This is a genomic window from Phenylobacterium sp., from assembly GCF_004297125.1.
Taxonomy (GTDB): domain Bacteria; phylum Pseudomonadota; class Alphaproteobacteria; order Caulobacterales; family Caulobacteraceae; genus Phenylobacterium.
Genome location: NZ_SCVD01000039.1, coordinates 292,457 through 307,077, shown reverse-complemented (window position 1 = coordinate 307,077; position 14,621 = coordinate 292,457). Strand labels below are relative to the sequence as shown.

General features: G+C 71.2%; 18 protein-coding genes and 1 other RNA gene. 13 read left to right on the top strand and 6 right to left on the bottom strand.

Going from position 1 to position 14,621, the window contains the following annotated elements; genetic code table 11:
• Window positions 1-21 precede the first annotated feature (21 nt).
• Together EPO51_RS26210 and EPO51_RS26205 are read right to left on the bottom strand one after the other, a co-directional pair.
• Window positions 22-678 (bottom strand): PEP-CTERM sorting domain-containing protein, encoded by a 657-nt coding sequence (locus EPO51_RS26210; RefSeq protein ID WP_293356897.1) that lies wholly within the window; start codon window positions 676-678, stop codon window positions 22-24.
• A gap of 11 nt (window positions 679-689) precedes the next feature.
• Complete coding sequence (locus EPO51_RS26205; protein ID WP_293356895.1) at window positions 690-1,787, bottom strand: S41 family peptidase; 1,098 nt, start codon at window positions 1,785-1,787, stop codon at window positions 690-692.
• 219 nt (window positions 1,788-2,006) lie between these two features.
• Here EPO51_RS26205 and EPO51_RS26200 point away from each other — a divergent pair, with 219 nt between their 5' ends.
• Complete coding sequence (locus tag EPO51_RS26200; protein WP_293356893.1) at window positions 2,007-3,077, top strand: sensor histidine kinase; 1,071 nt, start codon at window positions 2,007-2,009, stop codon at window positions 3,075-3,077.
• Window positions 3,074-3,835: a LytR/AlgR family response regulator transcription factor gene (locus EPO51_RS26195; protein WP_293356891.1), complete on the top strand. Its 762-nt coding sequence runs from the start codon at window positions 3,074-3,076 to the stop codon at window positions 3,833-3,835. Before EPO51_RS26200 ends, EPO51_RS26195 begins: the two co-directional genes overlap by 4 nt.
• A 13-nt stretch (window positions 3,836-3,848) precedes the next feature.
• Here EPO51_RS26195 and nudC read toward each other — a convergent pair whose 3' ends face one another.
• Entirely contained in the window at window positions 3,849-4,781 is a 933-nt protein-coding gene (gene nudC / locus EPO51_RS26190; RefSeq protein WP_293356889.1) for an NAD(+) diphosphatase, read from the bottom strand.
• Window positions 4,782-4,926: 145 nt separating this feature from the next.
• On the opposite strand from nudC, the gene EPO51_RS26185 reads away from it, so the two are divergent.
• The 6 genes from EPO51_RS26185 to ffs all read left to right on the top strand — a co-directional run bounded on the left by EPO51_RS26185 (window position 4,927) and on the right by ffs (window position 7,743).
• The gene (locus EPO51_RS26185; protein ID WP_293356887.1) at window positions 4,927-5,217 is read left to right on the top strand and encodes a hypothetical protein; all 291 of its coding nucleotides are present in this window, start codon (window positions 4,927-4,929) and stop codon (window positions 5,215-5,217) included.
• A 25-nt stretch (window positions 5,218-5,242) separates the two neighbouring features.
• Window positions 5,243-5,500: a hypothetical protein gene (locus tag EPO51_RS26180; protein ID WP_293356885.1), complete on the top strand. Its 258-nt coding sequence runs from the start codon at window positions 5,243-5,245 to the stop codon at window positions 5,498-5,500.
• Between the two features lie 94 nt (window positions 5,501-5,594).
• A complete protein-coding gene (yghU, locus tag EPO51_RS26175) occupies window positions 5,595-6,464 on the top strand; it encodes a glutathione-dependent disulfide-bond oxidoreductase (RefSeq protein WP_293356883.1) in 870 nt (289 codons plus the stop codon).
• 152 nt (window positions 6,465-6,616) lie between these two features.
• Window positions 6,617-6,889, top strand: a complete 273-nt coding sequence (gene infA, locus EPO51_RS26170; protein ID WP_465246639.1) for a translation initiation factor IF-1 — start codon at window positions 6,617-6,619, stop codon at window positions 6,887-6,889.
• A 242-nt stretch (window positions 6,890-7,131) separates the two neighbouring features.
• Window positions 7,132-7,536 carry a host attachment family protein gene (locus tag EPO51_RS26165; protein ID WP_293356881.1) on the top strand — a complete coding sequence of 135 codons (405 nt, stop codon included), beginning with the start codon at window positions 7,132-7,134 and terminating at the stop codon, window positions 7,534-7,536.
• Window positions 7,537-7,644: 108 nt separating this feature from the next.
• Window positions 7,645-7,743, top strand: an RNA gene (ffs, locus tag EPO51_RS26160) — signal recognition particle sRNA small type.
• A 97-nt stretch (window positions 7,744-7,840) separates the two neighbouring features.
• Here ffs and EPO51_RS26155 read toward each other — a convergent pair.
• Window positions 7,841-8,374 (bottom strand): FxDxF family PEP-CTERM protein, encoded by a 534-nt coding sequence (locus EPO51_RS26155; RefSeq protein ID WP_293356879.1) that lies wholly within the window; start codon window positions 8,372-8,374, stop codon window positions 7,841-7,843.
• 271 nt (window positions 8,375-8,645) lie between these two features.
• Between EPO51_RS26155 and EPO51_RS26150 the strand changes: the two genes are divergently transcribed.
• From EPO51_RS26150 to recR, 4 genes are read left to right on the top strand one after another with little or no spacing between them, the layout of a single operon-like run.
• Complete coding sequence (locus EPO51_RS26150) at window positions 8,646-10,463, top strand: DNA polymerase III subunit gamma/tau (protein WP_293356877.1); 1,818 nt, start codon at window positions 8,646-8,648, stop codon at window positions 10,461-10,463.
• Between the two features lie 3 nt (window positions 10,464-10,466).
• Complete coding sequence (locus EPO51_RS26145) at window positions 10,467-10,793, top strand: YbaB/EbfC family nucleoid-associated protein (protein WP_293356875.1); 327 nt, start codon at window positions 10,467-10,469, stop codon at window positions 10,791-10,793.
• Window positions 10,793-11,200, top strand: a complete 408-nt coding sequence (locus tag EPO51_RS26140) for a nuclear transport factor 2 family protein (protein ID WP_293356873.1) — start codon at window positions 10,793-10,795, stop codon at window positions 11,198-11,200. Before EPO51_RS26145 ends, EPO51_RS26140 begins: the two co-directional genes overlap by 1 nt.
• 1 nt (window position 11,201) lies before the next feature.
• Window positions 11,202-11,804: a recombination mediator RecR gene (gene recR / locus EPO51_RS26135; protein ID WP_293356871.1), complete on the top strand. Its 603-nt coding sequence runs from the start codon at window positions 11,202-11,204 to the stop codon at window positions 11,802-11,804.
• Between the two features lie 213 nt (window positions 11,805-12,017).
• Here recR and EPO51_RS26130 read toward each other — a convergent pair whose 3' ends face one another.
• On the bottom strand, window positions 12,018-12,224 hold the full coding sequence (locus EPO51_RS26130) for a hypothetical protein (protein WP_293356869.1): 207 nt from the start codon (window positions 12,222-12,224) through the stop codon (window positions 12,018-12,020).
• A 200-nt stretch (window positions 12,225-12,424) separates the two neighbouring features.
• On the opposite strand from EPO51_RS26130, the gene EPO51_RS26125 reads away from it, so the two are divergent.
• The gene (locus tag EPO51_RS26125) at window positions 12,425-13,330 is read left to right on the top strand and encodes a helix-turn-helix domain-containing protein (protein ID WP_293356867.1); all 906 of its coding nucleotides are present in this window, start codon (window positions 12,425-12,427) and stop codon (window positions 13,328-13,330) included.
• On the opposite strand, the gene EPO51_RS26120 is transcribed toward EPO51_RS26125, so the two are convergent.
• On the bottom strand, window positions 13,327-14,577 hold the full coding sequence (locus EPO51_RS26120) for an MFS transporter (protein WP_293356865.1): 1,251 nt from the start codon (window positions 14,575-14,577) through the stop codon (window positions 13,327-13,329). The genes EPO51_RS26125 and EPO51_RS26120 overlap by 4 nt on opposite strands.
• Window positions 14,578-14,621 lie beyond the last annotated feature (44 nt).

The window sequence follows — 14,621 nt, the reverse complement described above, 5'->3', positions numbered from 1 at the left end:
GGAGGGGCGCGATAGGCGGCGTCAGGCCAGAGCGGCCTGTCGGCGGCGCAGCATGGCTCCCGCGCCAAGGAAGCCCACGAGCATGATGGCCCAGGTGGAGGGCTCGGGCGCCGCAGAGACGGCCTTCTGCGTGCCTGTGGCGAGGATGTTGTCGAAGGTCACGCCCGAGGCGGTGATGCTGTGGTCGCTCGCAAAGCGCAGGCGCAGGTTGACCACCTCGCCGGCAAACGGCGTGAGGTCGTAGGTGGCCCGGCCGGAGGCGACGCCCGTCACGCCTGGGGCGAGGAGGGCCTGCACGACGCGGTTGTGGACGTTCGGCTGGGCGATGAGCGGAGCGCCCGGGTCGAAGGGCGAGCCTTCGGCGGCGCCCAGAAGGTTCCACCCGTCGAAGCCGAGCTCGGCGGAGCCGGCGAAGTCGAAGCTGAACAGGGCGTCGATCATGCCGGTGAGGTCGAGACTCACGTCGTAATAGGAATATTCGAGGTTCGAGTAGTAGCCAGCGACGTGGCCCATGCGGCCCCCGCCCACCGAGAAGTTTCCGAACAGCCGCTCGTTGGCGCCGAGTCCGCCGCTGAAGTTCTGGCTGAGCAGGACCGTCGTGGCGGCTTGGGCGGGAGCGGTGGCGAGGAGCGCAGCGGCGAGCGCGCCGAGTGCAAGGGTCTTAACGGGCATCGTCATCGAAGGTCCTTTCAGGGATTGGCCGGAGCCGGGGAGGCGGCAGCTGCCGTCGGGTGGGAATCGAGGTGGGCCAGGGCGACGGCGAGGGCGTCGTCGGCCGGGGCGGCGACGTCGGGCGCGACGCCACGTCCCTCCCAGCCCAGGCCGGTGTCGGGGTCGTAGGTGCGGCCGATCGGGACGAAGGCCGCGAAGCCGTGGGGCAGGTCCACGAAGCCGCCGAAGCGGCCGGCCCCGGCGGTGGTTTCGCCCACCACCACGGCGCGGTGCGTCCGTTTCAGGCCGAGCACCAGATGTTCGGCGGCCGAGGCCGTGCGGCGCGAGGTCAGCACGTAGAGGGGCGCATCGCGAAGCCGGGTCTCCGCCGGATCGGGCTGGATCACGTGGTCGCGCCGGATGATCCCGTCCGGACCGGGCTGGCGCACCATGGTGGGGCCGACCTCCAGCGGGGCCTCGGCCTCGGCCTCGGCGCGGGTGTCCATGCGCAGCAGCGTCGCGGGCTGGGCGTAGAAGAGCGGCAGGACGACGTCCATCGTCGCCTGCCCGCCGCCCCGGTGGGGGCGCAGGTCGAGGATCACCGCCCGGGCGTCGGCGTGGGCGAGAAGGAATGCCCGGGCGGCCTCGCCGGTGCGGGTGTCCTGGGGAAACTCGTTGAAGCGCAGGTAGGCGACGTCGCCGATCATCCGCGCCTCCTCCAGGCCGGGCGGACCGCTGGCGCGGGTGCTGGCGGGCAGGTCGGCCGGTGCGGGCCGGCGCACCTGCGGCCTGGCCTTGGGTGCGAGCCGCAGGTGCCCGTCGGGCGCGACGGCCTGCAGGTCGGCCGTCACCGCCTCCCCGAAGGCGACCGGGTCGCTCAGCTTGGCGTAGGCGCGGCGGGCCGCCTGCTCGCGCAGACGCGCGGCGTAGCGGCGGCCGGTGTCGGCGTCGGCGAACCGCCGGGCCAGCACGTCGGCGAACCGCTCGAGCACGTCGTGCTGATCGCGGGGCGACAGCGTGGCGGCCGAGGATCGGGCGGCCGCCGGGACGGTGGCGGGCGCCTCGGCGCCGATGGCCGGGGCGGCAATGGCGGCGAGGGCAAGGGAGGCGGCTAGCGCGGGGCGGCGGATGGACATCGAAGCTTCCAGGGAATGGCGGGGCCGCTGCGATCCCGCGCCGAGGCCCCGCCGTCGCGCCGTCTGCGACCAGGCGATGGCGGTGCGACGAAGCTGCGACGAAGCCCGGCGCCTGCCGCGGGCCGGGCGGCTATGCTATGGCCGCACACCCCCCGGAGGTCCTTTTTGGTCGCCACGTCTCCGTCGTCCGCCAGGCTCCCCAGATCGCCTCCGTCCTCGGTGTTGCGGCTGGCGGCGGGGCTGTGGGCCCTGGGTTTCTGCGCGATGGTGGCCAGCAGCATCGCCAACCGCTTCGAGCCCCTGACCGCCAACCTCCTGCGGGCCCTGCTGATGGCGCTGGCCGGCTGGGTGTTCAGCCTCGCGCTGTGGCGCCTCTCAACCCTGGCCGCGCGGCCGCGATGGGCGATCCTCAGCCTCGGCCTCGGCGTTCTGGCGGCCACCACGGCGCACACCCTGCTGGACCTGCAGGTCGAAGGTCGTCTGCAGGCCTGGCTGGATCCGGGTCCGCACGTGCGACGGATCGTGTCCGACAGCGTCCTGCGCGCGTGGGTGATGTCGCTGATCGCCGAGAGCCACGTGGTGATCTTCGCGACCCTCTACGCCTTCTTCGGCATGGCCTCGACGATCCTGCGATCCGCCGCGGAGACCCGCGAGCGCGAGGCGCAGCTGGCGGCCGCCCGGACGCTGGCGGTGAGCGCCCAGCTGGCCATGCTGCGCCATCAGCTCAACCCGCACTTCATCTTCAACACGCTCAATGCGATCTCCTCGCTCGTGGCCATCGGGCGGCGCGACGACGCCGAGGCGATGATCGGCCGGCTGTCGGACTTCCTGCGCGCATCGCTCGGGGCCGACGCCCAGCCGCTGGCGACGCTCGACGACGAACTGGCGACCCTGGAGAACTACCTGGACATCGAGGCGGTGCGCTTCGGCGCGCGGCTGCGGGTCGCCTACGATCACGAACCTGGACTGGGGCGCGCGCTAATCCCCAGCTTCCTGCTCCAGCCGCTGGTCGAGAACGCCATCAAGCACGCCGTCTCGCCCGCGCTCGGCCCGGTGGACGTCCGCCTGTCCGCGCGCCGCGAGGCGGACGACCTGCTGGTGAGCGTGGCGGACAGCGGGGCAGGCCACGCCTGCGGCCAGGCGCCCGGAACCGGCACCGGCCTGCGCAACGTCCGCGAACGCCTGGCGCTCCTCTACGGCGGTCGGGCGTCGCTGGAAGCAGGACGACAAGGCGAGGGCTACCTGGCGGAGGTGCGCGTGCCGCTCCAATGGGCGGAGGGCTGCATATGACCCCGCCTTTGCGCGTCGTCATCGCCGACGACGAGCCGCTGGCGCTCGAACGGCTGGCGCTGGCGTTCCGGGACATCGAGGACGCCGTGGTGGTGGGCGCGGCGGCCAACGGGCTCCAGGCGCTGGAGCTGATCACGGCGCTGCGGCCGGACCTCGCCGTGCTGGACATCCAGATGCCGGGGCGTACCGGCCTGGGCGTCGCCGGCGCGCTGCCGCCGCAGGACCGGCCCGAGATCGTCTTCCTCACCGCCTTCGACAGCCACGCCGTCGACGCCTTCGACGTCGAGGCGGCGGACTACGTGCTGAAGCCGCTGCGGCTGGAGCGGCTGCGCCAGGCGGTGGCTCGCGCACGCCGCCGTCGCCAGGGCGCGCAGACCGACGCCGCGGAGGCCCCGGCGCCGGCGGCCGGGGCGATCGACGGCTTCTGGGTCCAGGGTCGCGGAGGCCTGGTTCGCGTCAGCCTGGGGCAGATCTCCTGGATCGAGGCGGCGAAGGACTACGCCCTGCTGCACACCGCCAGCCGCTCGTACATCCTGCGTGCGACCATGGCGTCGATCGCCGCGCGGTTCCCGCCGCCGGCGCTCCTGCGCGTTCACCGCTCCGCCCTGGTGCGCCCGGACGCCGTCCAGGCCCTGCAGACGTCGGGCGGCGGCAGCCAGGTCCTGATCCTCGCGGACGGGACCGCCGTCCCGATCGGGCCCAGCTATCAGCGCCATACCCGCGAATGGCTCACGGGAGCCGCCTCTTCCAGGCCCTGAGGCGGCTCGCGCCTTACGTCTGCGCCTCGTGCGCCCAGGCCTTGATGAGCTGATGGGCGATGGCCAGGGGGGGCGGCGCGAAGACGCCCTCGATCTCGCCCTTCAGGAGCTGCCTCGCTTCCTCGCGGGTGAACCAGCGGACCTCCGACAGCTCGGTCTGGTCAGGCGTGCCCTCGTCGTCCTCGACCTCGGCGATCAGGCCGATCATCAGGGACGATGGATAGGGCCAGGGCTGGGTGGAGTGGTAGCGGACCTGGCGGGTGCGCAGGCCCGCCTCCTCGGCCAGTTCGCGGGCGCAGGCCTCCTCGATGCTCTCGCCCGGCTCCAGGAAGCCGGCGAGGGCCGAGAACATGCCGGGGGGCCAGGCCTCCTGGCGCCCCAGCATGCAGCGCTCCCCGTGGTAGGCCAGCATGATCACCACCGGGTCGGTGCGGGGGAAATGCTCCGCCTCGCACGCGGGGCACTGGCGCTTCCAGCCGCCGTCCTTGGCCGCGGACGGCTGGCCGCAGACGGCGCAGTACTGGTGGCGGCGGCGCCACTCGAACATCGACTTGGCCGTGGCGAGGATGGCCGCGTCGGTCGGCGGCAACTGCATCGCGACCTGGCGCAGGTCCTTGAACTCGCCCAGGCCCTGCAGCGGGCCGTGGCCGGGGTCGCTGGCGCCCTCGATGTCGAGGGCGAAGACGGCGGTCTCCTTCCAGAGGCCCATGAACAGCAGGCGCTCGGGCCCGCCCGACAGCTCCTCGACCATCTTGGCCGGCAGGTAGGCGATCTGGTGGGCGCCATCCTTCGTCTTCTCGACGAACGGCTTGCCGTTCCAGAGCGCGATGCCGAGCGATTCCGGCGAGGCCAATTGCTCGGCCAGCCAGGCGGCGTCGCCGCGTCGCTCGCTGGCGCGGTCCAGCGGGTTTCCGGCGAAGGTGTTCAGGAAGGATGTAAGCGGCATGGCGACCTACTTAGGGCGCAGCTCGGCGCGCGTCGAGGCGGGGCGGGACCTCTTGAAACCGGCCGCATGGATTCCAAATCATTTGCCGCGCCCGCCTGCTCCTCGGCGGGCGCGTGGAGAAAGGACAGACATCAGGAGAATCGCCATGAGGCTTGCGACCTCGGAGCATCTGATCCGCGAACAGGGGCTGGCCGCCGCGCTGGAGCGCTGGCTGAGGCCGGCCGTCGGCTACAACCACCCCCGCGACGTGCTGAAGGATCCCGACCTCGACGCCGACGAGAAGCGAGCGGTGCTCTCGTCCTGGGCGTCGGACGCCTCGGCCGTGCAGGACCAGCCCGCCATGCGGTGGCTGCTCGGGACCCCGGAGCCGGTCCCGTTCCGGGAGGTGCGGGACGCGCTGGAGCGCCTCGACTGGGCCCAGCGGTTCGAGGGCTGATCCCGCCGGGCCGAAGGAGATCGCCATGCAGATCATCGAGGTCGCGCCGCTCGGTTCGGGCTGGCGCGTGTCGCTCCCGGCGCTGGCCGGGGACATGGTCTTCGCCAGGGGAGGGGCCGCCGAGAGCACGGCCCGGCGGCTGGCCGCGCGGCTGGCCGGCCACGGCCTGGGCAGCGAACTGAGGATCCGCCTGCGGGACGGATCGCTGGCGGCCCGGCTGGTCTGGCCGGCGCATGCGGATCCGGGGCCCGTGGCGGCTCCCGAGGTGGCGGTCGCCGCCTGATCGCGGGTCCGACTGGCCAAACCCGACCCGGCGCCCCACATCCAGGCGGCGCCGGGTCGTGGGCGCGAGCGAGAACCGCATGGAGAACCGCGAGATGTCCGAACCGCCTCCGAACCACCCCGCCGGCTATGTCCCGGACACGGTCTGGCAGTGGAACAAGGAGAGCGGAGGCCGGTTCGCCGCCATCAACCGCCCGATCGCGGGCCCGACCCACGACAAGGAGCTGCCGGTCGGCAAGCACCCCTTCCAGCTCTATTCGCTGGCCACGCCCAACGGGGTGAAGGTGACGGTGATGTTCGAGGAGCTGCTGGCGCTGGGCCACACCGGCGCCGAGTACGACGCCTGGCTGATCAATATCGGCGACGGCGACCAGTTCGGCTCGGGCTTCGTCGAGGTGAACCCCAATTCCAAGATCCCGGCGTTGATGGACCGCAGCGGGCCCACCCCGATCCGGATCTTCGAGAGCGGCGCGATCCTGGTCCACCTGGCGGAGAAGTTCGGCGCCTTCCTGCCGACCGATCCGGCGAAGCGGGCCGAGGTGCTGTCCTGGCTGTTCTGGCAGATGGGCAGCGCCCCCTACCTGGGCGGCGGCTTCGGCCACTTCTACGCCTACGCCCCGTTCAAGATCGAATACGCCATCGACCGGTTCGCCATGGAGGTGAAGCGCCAGCTCGACGTGCTGGACCGGCGGCTGGCCGAAACCGAGTACCTGGGCGGGTCCGAGTACACGATCGCCGACATCGCGGTCTGGCCCTGGTACGGCCTGCTGGCCAAGGGCGGGGCCTATGGCGCCGGCGAGTTCCTGGACGTGCAGAGCTATAAGAACGTCCAGCGCTGGACCGACCTGATCGGCCAGCGGCCGGCGGTGAAGCGCGGCCGGCTGGTCAACCGCGCCCAGGGCGAGCCCTCGCTCCCGGAGCGGCACGATGCGGCGGAGCTCGACGCGGTGATGGCGGCCAAGTGAAGGCGTCGCGGGCCGCATAACTTGCTTTTTGCCGGTGAAGAGCCCATCTAGCGCAGCTCAAAATCGGTATTGGCCCGAGCGTGAACCTGCGGATCCTGGAATCCGTGGAACAGGCCGGCCCGCATCACGCCTTGCACACATAGGACCGCCCATTGGCCAAAGAAGATCTTGTCGAGTTCGAAGGTGAAGTCACCGAGCTGCTGCCCGAGGGCCGCTTCCGCGTGCGGCTGGAAAACGACCACGAAGTGCTGGCCTACACCGCCGGCAAGATGAAGAAGCACCGCATCCGCTCCATGGTGGGCGACAAGGTGACGGTGGAGATGACCCCCTACGACATGGACCGCGCGCGGATCATCTTCCGCCACCGCGACACCGGCCCCCGGGTCGGCGGCGGCCCGGCGCGGCCCCAGTTCCGCAAGCGCTAGGATACTGAGCGGGGCCATTCGGCCCCGCTTTCGCATCAGGCCGCGAGGACCTGCCGGCGGGCGCGGAGCGCGCAGCCGGCCAGGCCGAAGCCTGCGATCATCAAGGCGCCATTCTGCGGTCCTCCTCGCGATGAGAGGGGAACTTCGCGCCGCGCCGGGCGCTGACGATGATCAATGACCAACTGAGTGTGGGATGGCCCTGCTTAGGCGCCGCAGCCCGCGGCCAAGTCCGGAGATTCCCAATGCAGCTTCCCAAGGGCGCCACCGTCGCGGTCGCGGACGGCGAGAAATTCAATCTGTTCCGAAACGCCGGTGACGAAGCCGACCTCAAGCTGGAGCCCCTGGCTCACGAGCCTGTCGACGCCCATCACCAGGGATCGACCCCCGGCCGTCATGGCAGCTCCGCAAACCCCGATGGCGGGCAGGACAGGGAAGACGGCTTCTCCACCGGCGTCGCGGACCTACTCAACAAGAAGGTCCTGGCGGGTGGGATCTCCGCCCTCCTGGTCATCGCGGCCCCCCGCACCCTTGGGGCCATCCGTCCGCAGTACCATGCCAAATTGAAGGACATCCTGGTCGGCGAGATCCCCAAGGACCTCACCGGTCACGCGCTGCAGGACGTGGAAAAGGCGATCGCGGGAGCCTAGCCGACGAGGCGTGGCGGCGAGCTGGACTCCCGGCCATGGGGCCGGACCTTCGAGGGTCCGGCTCCCCTCCCCCTTGCCCCCGGGCCCCCGATCCGCCATATGCCGCGACGGAGATCGGCGGCGGACGGGCGCCTCGCCAACCTGGTCAGGTCCGGAAGGAAGCAGCCACAACGGGTCACGTCCCGGGTTGCCGTTCGGTCTCCACCTTCCCCACATCCCAGCTTTCGCCTGGCGGAACGCGAAACGCCCCGGCCTTGCGACCGGGGCGTCGTGCCGCGCCGTGAGGCTCGCCCGGGATCTGGGGTCAGGCGGCCGCCGGCAGGACAGTTCGAGACCGGCTGGTCCGGCGCAGGATCGCGCCCGCGCCGCCGAAGCCGACGATCAGCAGCGCCCAGGACGCCGGCTCGGGCACGGCGGCGGTGGGCATGAAGGTGATCACGCCGCTGTAGGAGGCGTTGCCGCCGCCGACGCCGGTCAGCACCAGGCGCTGCAGCTGGTCCTTGGTCACCGTGACCCCGTTCAGGAAGCTGAATTCGTTCCAGCCGACCGAGCCTGAGTCGAACTCGGTCCCGTTGAACGCGATGCTGGACCAGGTGATGTTCTGGCTGCCGCCGCTCATGGTCGAGGTGACCACGAAGTCCGCCCGGCCCGACGGCATCTGGAAGTCGAAGACGTCGTTGATGGCCGGGTCGGTGATCCCGGTGTTGCCGAAGGTGATGCTGAAGCCGCCGTCGGAACCGACCGGGCCGTAGTTGATGTAGGTGGCGGCATCGGCGGCCGAGGCCGTCAGGGCGACGGCGGCGATCGACGCGGCGATGGAAAACGCTAATCGTTTCATACTGATACTCCCGTGGGTGAGCGGCACGGGCCGCGCACGACCCCGCCGGCGCCATCGCCCGGTGTCGGGTGCGGGATCCGGGCCGGTGGGATCGTGCGGGACCTTGCCTCTCGGCTGCCGGACACTGCCTTCGGCGCGCGTGGGAGTCCAGTAAGTATGAAACAAGTAATAATGATTTTTCGATGACGGAGATTGACCGCCGGGCGCGGCTTTCCGCGCCGGGGCCGGCTTTCTTCTTCCCCGAGATGGGGCCGTCCCGTTAGATGCGGATATGGGCGACGACGACCTCCCGCAAGACGATTCCCTGCCCGAGCGCGATCCGAACACGGGCGACATGTTCGGCGAGGCGCCGGCCGCTGCGGCGCCTCCGCCGGCGTACGCCGAGGACTCCGGCGCCGCCTACACCGTCATCGCGCGGAAGTACCGGCCCCGTTCGTTCGAGGACCTCTACGGCCAGGAGGCCATGGTCCGGACGCTGCGCAACGCCTTCGCCACCGGGCGGATCGCCCACGCCTTCATGCTGACCGGCGTCCGCGGGGTGGGCAAGACCACCACCGCCCGGCTCCTGGCCCGGGCGCTGAACTACGAGACCGCCACCGTGCACGAGCCTTCGCTGGACCTGCGCGAGGAGGGGTTCCACTGCCGCTCGATCATCGAGGGGCGGCACATGGACGTCCTCGAGCTCGACGCCGCGTCGCGGACCGGGGTGGGCGACATCCGCGAGCTGCTGGAAGGCGTGCGGTATGCCCCGGTGGAGGCGCGCTACAAGGTCTACATCATCGACGAGGTGCATATGCTGTCGACGGGGGCGTTCAACGCGCTCCTGAAGACGCTGGAGGAGCCGCCGCCGCACGCCAAGTTCATCTTCGCCACCACCGAGATCCGCAAGGTGCCGGTGACCATCCTGTCCCGCACCCAGCGCTTCGACCTGCGGCGGGTGGAGCCGGAGGTGCTGGTCAAGAACCTGGAGATGATCTGCGAGAACGAGGGCGCGCGGGTCGAGGCCGAGGGCCTGATGCTGATCGCCCGCGCCGCCGAGGGGTCTGTCCGCGACGGCCAGTCCATGCTGGACCAGGCGATCGTGCAGGCCGAACCCGGCCAGACGGTCACGGCGGCCTCGATCCGCGACATGCTGGGCCTAGCCGACCGGGCGCAGACGATCACCTTGTTCGAGCAGGTGATGCGCGGCGAGGCGGGGGCGGCGATCGAGACCTTCCGCCAGCTCTACGGCTATGGCGCGGGGCCGGACCAGGTGGTGATGGACCTGCTGGACCACACCCACGGCGCCTCGGTGGCCAAGGCCATCGGCCCGCAGGCGCTGGTGATGCCCAAGGAGCAGGCGCAGCGCCTGGCCGCCGTGGGCGCGGCGGTCTCGGCCGGGACGCTCTCGCGGATCTGGCAGATGACCCTCAAGGCCTACGAGGAGGTCCGCCGCGCGCCCGATGCGGCGGCGGCGGTGGACATGGCGCTGGTGCGGCTGGCCTACGCCTCGGACCTGCCGGGGCCGGAGGAGGCCTTGAAGCGGCTGCAGTCGGGCGAGAACCCGGCCGGCGGCTCGGGTCCCGCCGGCGGCCCGCCGGGTGGTGGTGGTGGCGGCGCGCCGCGGGCGGGGCTCGCGACCAATGCGGTGGCGCGCCAGCAGATGGTCCCGGGGCTGCCCGCGACCGAGCCGGTGGCCAACCTGCAGACCTTCGAGGACATGCTGGCGCTGATCGACCGGCGCCGCGACATCCGGCTGAAGCTGGACGTGGAGCGCTTCATCCGGCCGATCAATTTCCGGCCGGGCGCGATCACCTACGAGCCGGCGCCCGGCGCGCCGAACGACCTGGCCCAGCGGCTGGTCACGCGGCTGAAGGAATGGACCGGTGAGCGCTGGCTGATCGCGGCCGAGGGCGGCGGCGGGGCCGAGAGCCTGTGGGAGAAGCAGAAGCGCGAGGAGCGCGAGGTCCGCGCCGAGATCGAGCAACACCCGTTCGTCCAGGGGGTGATGCAGGCCTTCCCCGGAACCGAGATCGTGGGCATACGCCACCTGCAGCAACCGGAGCCGGCCGAAGCGCCGCCTCCCGAAGAAGACGGTGACGAGGATTAAGCGATGAAGGACCTCGGTTCGATCATGAAGCAGGCCCAGGCCATGCAGCAGCGCATGGCCGAAGCACAGGAGCGGATCGCCGCGCTGGAGGTCGAGGGCACGTCCGGCGGCGGCATGGTGAAGCTGACACTGAAGGGCACGGGCGAACTGGCCCGCGTCGATCTGGACGAGAGCCTGATGGCGCCGGGCGAGGGCGAGGTGGTGGCCGACCTGATGGTGGCCGCCCACGCCGACGCCAAGCGCAAGCTGGACGAGAAACAGGCCGAGGTGATGCGCGAGGCGGCTGGCCCGCTGGCGGGCCTCAACATTCCGGGGATGCCGAAGTTCTGATGCTGATCGCCGCCCTCCTGGCCGCCGTTTCGGTGGCGCTCCCCGCCGACCTCGCCAAGGCCGCGCATGACTACGACCGGGCCCAGGTCGCCAGCGACAAGGCCGAGCTGGAGCGGCTGATCGCCGACGACTACGTGCTGCACAATTCCGGCGGCCAGGTGCAGGACAAGAAGAGCTTCATCGCCGACCAGGTGGCGCCCGGCTACAAGCTGGAGCCCTTCGTGGTCGAGGAGAAGGTCGAGAAGGTGATGGGGACGGCCGCGATCCTGGGCGGGGTGGCCCGCGCCAAGGGAACCTCGGGCGGCGAGCCCTACGACGTGAAGCTGCGCTTCATCGACGTCTGGCAGAAGCGCGGCGGCAAGTGGGTGGTGGTGATGAGCCAGGCCACGCGGGTCCCGAAGGGCTAGAGTGGCCGCCTCCGCCGGACCCGAGATCGAGCGCCTGATCGGCCTGCTGTCGAAGCTGCCGGGGCTTGGGCCCAGGTCGGCGCGGCGGGCGGCGCTGGCGTTGCTGAAGCGGCGCGACCAGCTGTTGCTGCCGCTGTCGGACGCGCTGGCCGAGGCCGCGGCGCGCGTGAAGACCTGCCAGGTCTGCGGCTCGCTGGACACCCAGGACCCCTGCGCCATCTGTTCGGACCGCAGCCGGGACCCGACCCTGGTCTGCGTGGTGGAGGAGGTCGGCGCGCTGTGGGCCATGGAGCGGGCCAGCGCCTTCCGGGGCCGCTACCACGTGCTGGGCGGGCTTCTGTCGGCCCTGGACGGGGTAGGGCCGGACGCCCTGCGCATCGGTCCGCTGGTCAGCCGCGCCTCGGACGAGGGCGTGCGCGAGGTGATCCTGGCGCTGCCGGCCACGGTGGACGGCCAGACCACGGCCCACTACCTCGCCGACCGCCTGGCGGGCGCGAACGTCAGCGTGACCATGCTGGCCCGCGGCGTGCCGGTGGGCGGCGAACTGGACTGGCTTGACGACGGGACGATCGCCCAGGCCATGCGCGCCCGCAGGCCGGCCTAGACGCGAGCTTCACGAACGACGACACCCCGCGCCGCCTGGCGGCCGTGAGGAAGGCCGTCGGCGACGCGGAGCGCCAGCACCCCTGCGGGGTCCGTGCGGGGGGGACGGTTCCCTCCACCGCTGCGCCAAGGGACCGCGAGAGACGGCCTCGACGCGGAGCCAGGACGACGCGGATGCTTGGGAGGAGCCTCCGCACCTGGCTCATTGCCTCGTTCAGCGGGCCATCACATGCCCGTCCTGCATGACGCCCGCGACCTGGACGCCCGGATCGCAGGGCCGCTCCAGGTGGTCGCTGCTGCAGGCCGTCGCGGGCCCCCCGGCGGCCGCCATGGCCACCGAGAAGGACGGATCCTGGAGCGCGACCAGCGAAACGCCGATCAGCGCGGCGACCGCGTAGAAGAGATGTTGCGCCAGCCGCATCGGAACCTCCTGCCGGGCGGCCTGCGACCGCCTCTTGTTGAAGATCACGTTATGCGGACGCCGGGGCCTCGCGGAGGTGCAGCAACATGCGGCGACGTGCGCCGAGAGGCGCAACGGTTGCGGGCGCCGCGTGCAACCCATCGTGCAACCGTTGCATGGAGGGGTTGCATTCTGCGGTCCTTAGGGAACTATGTTCCGCGATGTCTGCCTCGCCTCACTTCCACGAGAAGCTGACCCTGGTGCTGAAGGCGCTCTCGATGAGCCGCGGGCGCCTGGCGGCGGAACTCGCCGTCGACAAGTCGCTGGTGGGGCGCTGGGCGTCCGGCGTGGTCAGCCCCTCGGCGCACAATCTGGAGAACCTGACGCGGGTGGTCTCGCAGCGGTGCACGGGCTTCACCATGCTGGACTGGGACCGCGACATGTCGGGGTTGGCGGCCTTCCTGGGCGTCGCGGCGCCGGCGAACGGCCACGACGCCTCGGCCGAGGCGGGCGACGCCCTGCCGATGCCGGTGCTGCAGATGGCCAGGCTGACGACCGAGCGGCGGGGCGCGACCTACGAGGGCTTCTGGCGCACCACGCGGCCCTCGGTGATGATGCCGGGCCGGTTCTTCCACGACCACGGAATGATCCGCCGCGCCTCCAACGGCCTGCTCAGCTTCAAGGTGGGGGGCGCCGGCCTGCTGTTCGACGGCTGGCTGCTGCCGGCGGAGGGGCAGCTGTTCGCCATCCTGTTCGACACCGTGGGCCAGACGCCGATCTTCGTGATCTGGAACGGCGTGCCGCTGTCGAAGGCCTCGTTCCTGGACGGCATCGTCATGGCCGCGGCGCTGAACGCGGCGCGGACCCCCTCGGCCTATCCGATCGTCATGGAGCGGCTGGGCGACTTGACCGGCGACCGCGAGGCGGACGACGCCAAGTGCGCCGAGCTGCTCGCCCGCGACCCGCTGGCGCCGGAGGGCAGCATCTCCGACGAGCTGCGCCACCACCTGATCCGCGACGTGGGACCGGCGGCGGCGGCGGCCGGGATCGGCGACATGTTCCTGCTGGCCCCCATCACCTCCACCCTGTCGCGCGGCGAGACCATCGGCGGGCGGCTGGTGGGTTAGGCTCCGGCCTTCGCGGTCCAGTCGACCGGCGCGATCTTGCGGATCATCAGGCCCCAGCCCACGACGCCCAGCAGGCTGAGCGCCGCCGTCATGATGAAGGCCGCGTGGAAGCCTCCGGTGCGGTCGATGATCACGCCGGTCGCGATCGGCCCCAGGATCCCGGCCATGTTGCTGAAGCAGTTCTGGACGCCCATCCACTTCCCCGCCGCGCGCGGGCCGGCGAGGGTCTGACCGGTGGCGAAGATGTGCGGACCCACCGTCCCGAACGCCACCCCGGTCACGAACAGGCTGGCCAGGGCCGCGTCGGGGGTTCCGAAGGCGCAGGCCATGAGGGCGGTCGCGGCCAGCAGGTGGCTGCCGACGAAGAAGGTCTTGCGGACGAGGTTCGGCGTGCCGCCGGCCCCGATCCAGCGGTCCGAGATCCAGCCGCTGGCCAGCGAGGCCGCCGCATAGGCCAGGTAGACCAGCCCGCCGATGCCGGCCATCTCGGCCAGCGAATAGCCCTGCTCCTGGACCAGGTAGAGCGGCATCCAGGAGATCACGAAGTAGAAGCCGAAATTCACCGAAAAGTGGCCCAGGCTGGCGCCCCAGAGCTCGGGCCGGACCAGGATGGTGAGGAACGACGGACAGCGCCCCTCTTCGAGCGTGGCCGCGGCGGCGGAGAGCTTGCGGGTCGCGGCGAGCCAGGGCCATAACCACAGGACCGACAGCGCGCCGAACAGGATGAACACGCCGCGCCAGCCGAGCTCGGCCATCAGCAGGCCGCCGAAGAAGATGCCGACCGCGGGGCCCAGAGACAGGCCCATGATGATCAGGCCGTTGGCGCCGCCGAGCTTATGGGCGGGCACATGCTGGGCGATCAGCTTGGAGCTGCACGGGAAGGCCGCGCTCTCGCCGACGCCGAGCAGCAGCCGCAGCACGAACAGGCCGACGAAGCCGGTGGCGAAGCCGCTGAGCAAGGTCGCCAGCGACCAGAGCGCGAGGCCCACGGCCAGGGTGCGGTAGGCGTTGATCCGCTCGGTCAGCCAGCCGGCCAGGATCTGTCCCGGCGTGTAGGTCCAGAAGAAGGCCGAGATCAGGAAGCCGACCTGGGTGGAGCTGAGCGCCAGCTCGCCCTTGATCAGCGGTGCGGCCGTGGCGAGGTTTCCGCGGTCCACGTAGTTGATGAACACCGCCAGCGCGAGCAGCGGCACCACCAGGGGGCCGAACGCAGCGCGCACCGGCGCGACCGCAGCCGTCGTGGTCATGGCGTTCCTCCCGTTCTTGGAGATCACGGTTACACAATCGGATG

Coding starts and splice junctions, on each gene's coding strand:
- EPO51_RS26210 (WP_293356897.1), bottom strand. CDS start 678: ATGACGATGCCCGTTAAGACCCTTGCACTCGGCGCGCTCGCCGCTGCG.
- EPO51_RS26205 (WP_293356895.1), bottom strand. CDS start 1,787: ATGTCCATCCGCCGCCCCGCGCTAGCCGCCTCCCTTGCCCTCGCCGCC.
- EPO51_RS26195 (WP_293356891.1), top strand. CDS start 3,074: ATGACCCCGCCTTTGCGCGTCGTCATCGCCGACGACGAGCCGCTGGCG.
- nudC (WP_293356889.1), bottom strand. CDS start 4,781: ATGCCGCTTACATCCTTCCTGAACACCTTCGCCGGAAACCCGCTGGAC.
- EPO51_RS26185 (WP_293356887.1), top strand. CDS start 4,927: ATGAGGCTTGCGACCTCGGAGCATCTGATCCGCGAACAGGGGCTGGCC.
- EPO51_RS26180 (WP_293356885.1), top strand. CDS start 5,243: ATGCAGATCATCGAGGTCGCGCCGCTCGGTTCGGGCTGGCGCGTGTCG.
- yghU (WP_293356883.1), top strand. CDS start 5,595: ATGTCCGAACCGCCTCCGAACCACCCCGCCGGCTATGTCCCGGACACG.
- EPO51_RS26165 (WP_293356881.1), top strand. CDS start 7,132: ATGCAGCTTCCCAAGGGCGCCACCGTCGCGGTCGCGGACGGCGAGAAA.
- EPO51_RS26155 (WP_293356879.1), bottom strand. CDS start 8,374: ATGAAACGATTAGCGTTTTCCATCGCCGCGTCGATCGCCGCCGTCGCC.
- EPO51_RS26150 (WP_293356877.1), top strand. CDS start 8,646: ATGGGCGACGACGACCTCCCGCAAGACGATTCCCTGCCCGAGCGCGAT.
- EPO51_RS26145 (WP_293356875.1), top strand. CDS start 10,467: ATGAAGGACCTCGGTTCGATCATGAAGCAGGCCCAGGCCATGCAGCAG.
- EPO51_RS26140 (WP_293356873.1), top strand. CDS start 10,793: ATGCTGATCGCCGCCCTCCTGGCCGCCGTTTCGGTGGCGCTCCCCGCC.
- EPO51_RS26130 (WP_293356869.1), bottom strand. CDS start 12,224: ATGCGGCTGGCGCAACATCTCTTCTACGCGGTCGCCGCGCTGATCGGC.
- EPO51_RS26125 (WP_293356867.1), top strand. CDS start 12,425: ATGTCTGCCTCGCCTCACTTCCACGAGAAGCTGACCCTGGTGCTGAAG.
- EPO51_RS26120 (WP_293356865.1), bottom strand. CDS start 14,577: ATGACCACGACGGCTGCGGTCGCGCCGGTGCGCGCTGCGTTCGGCCCC.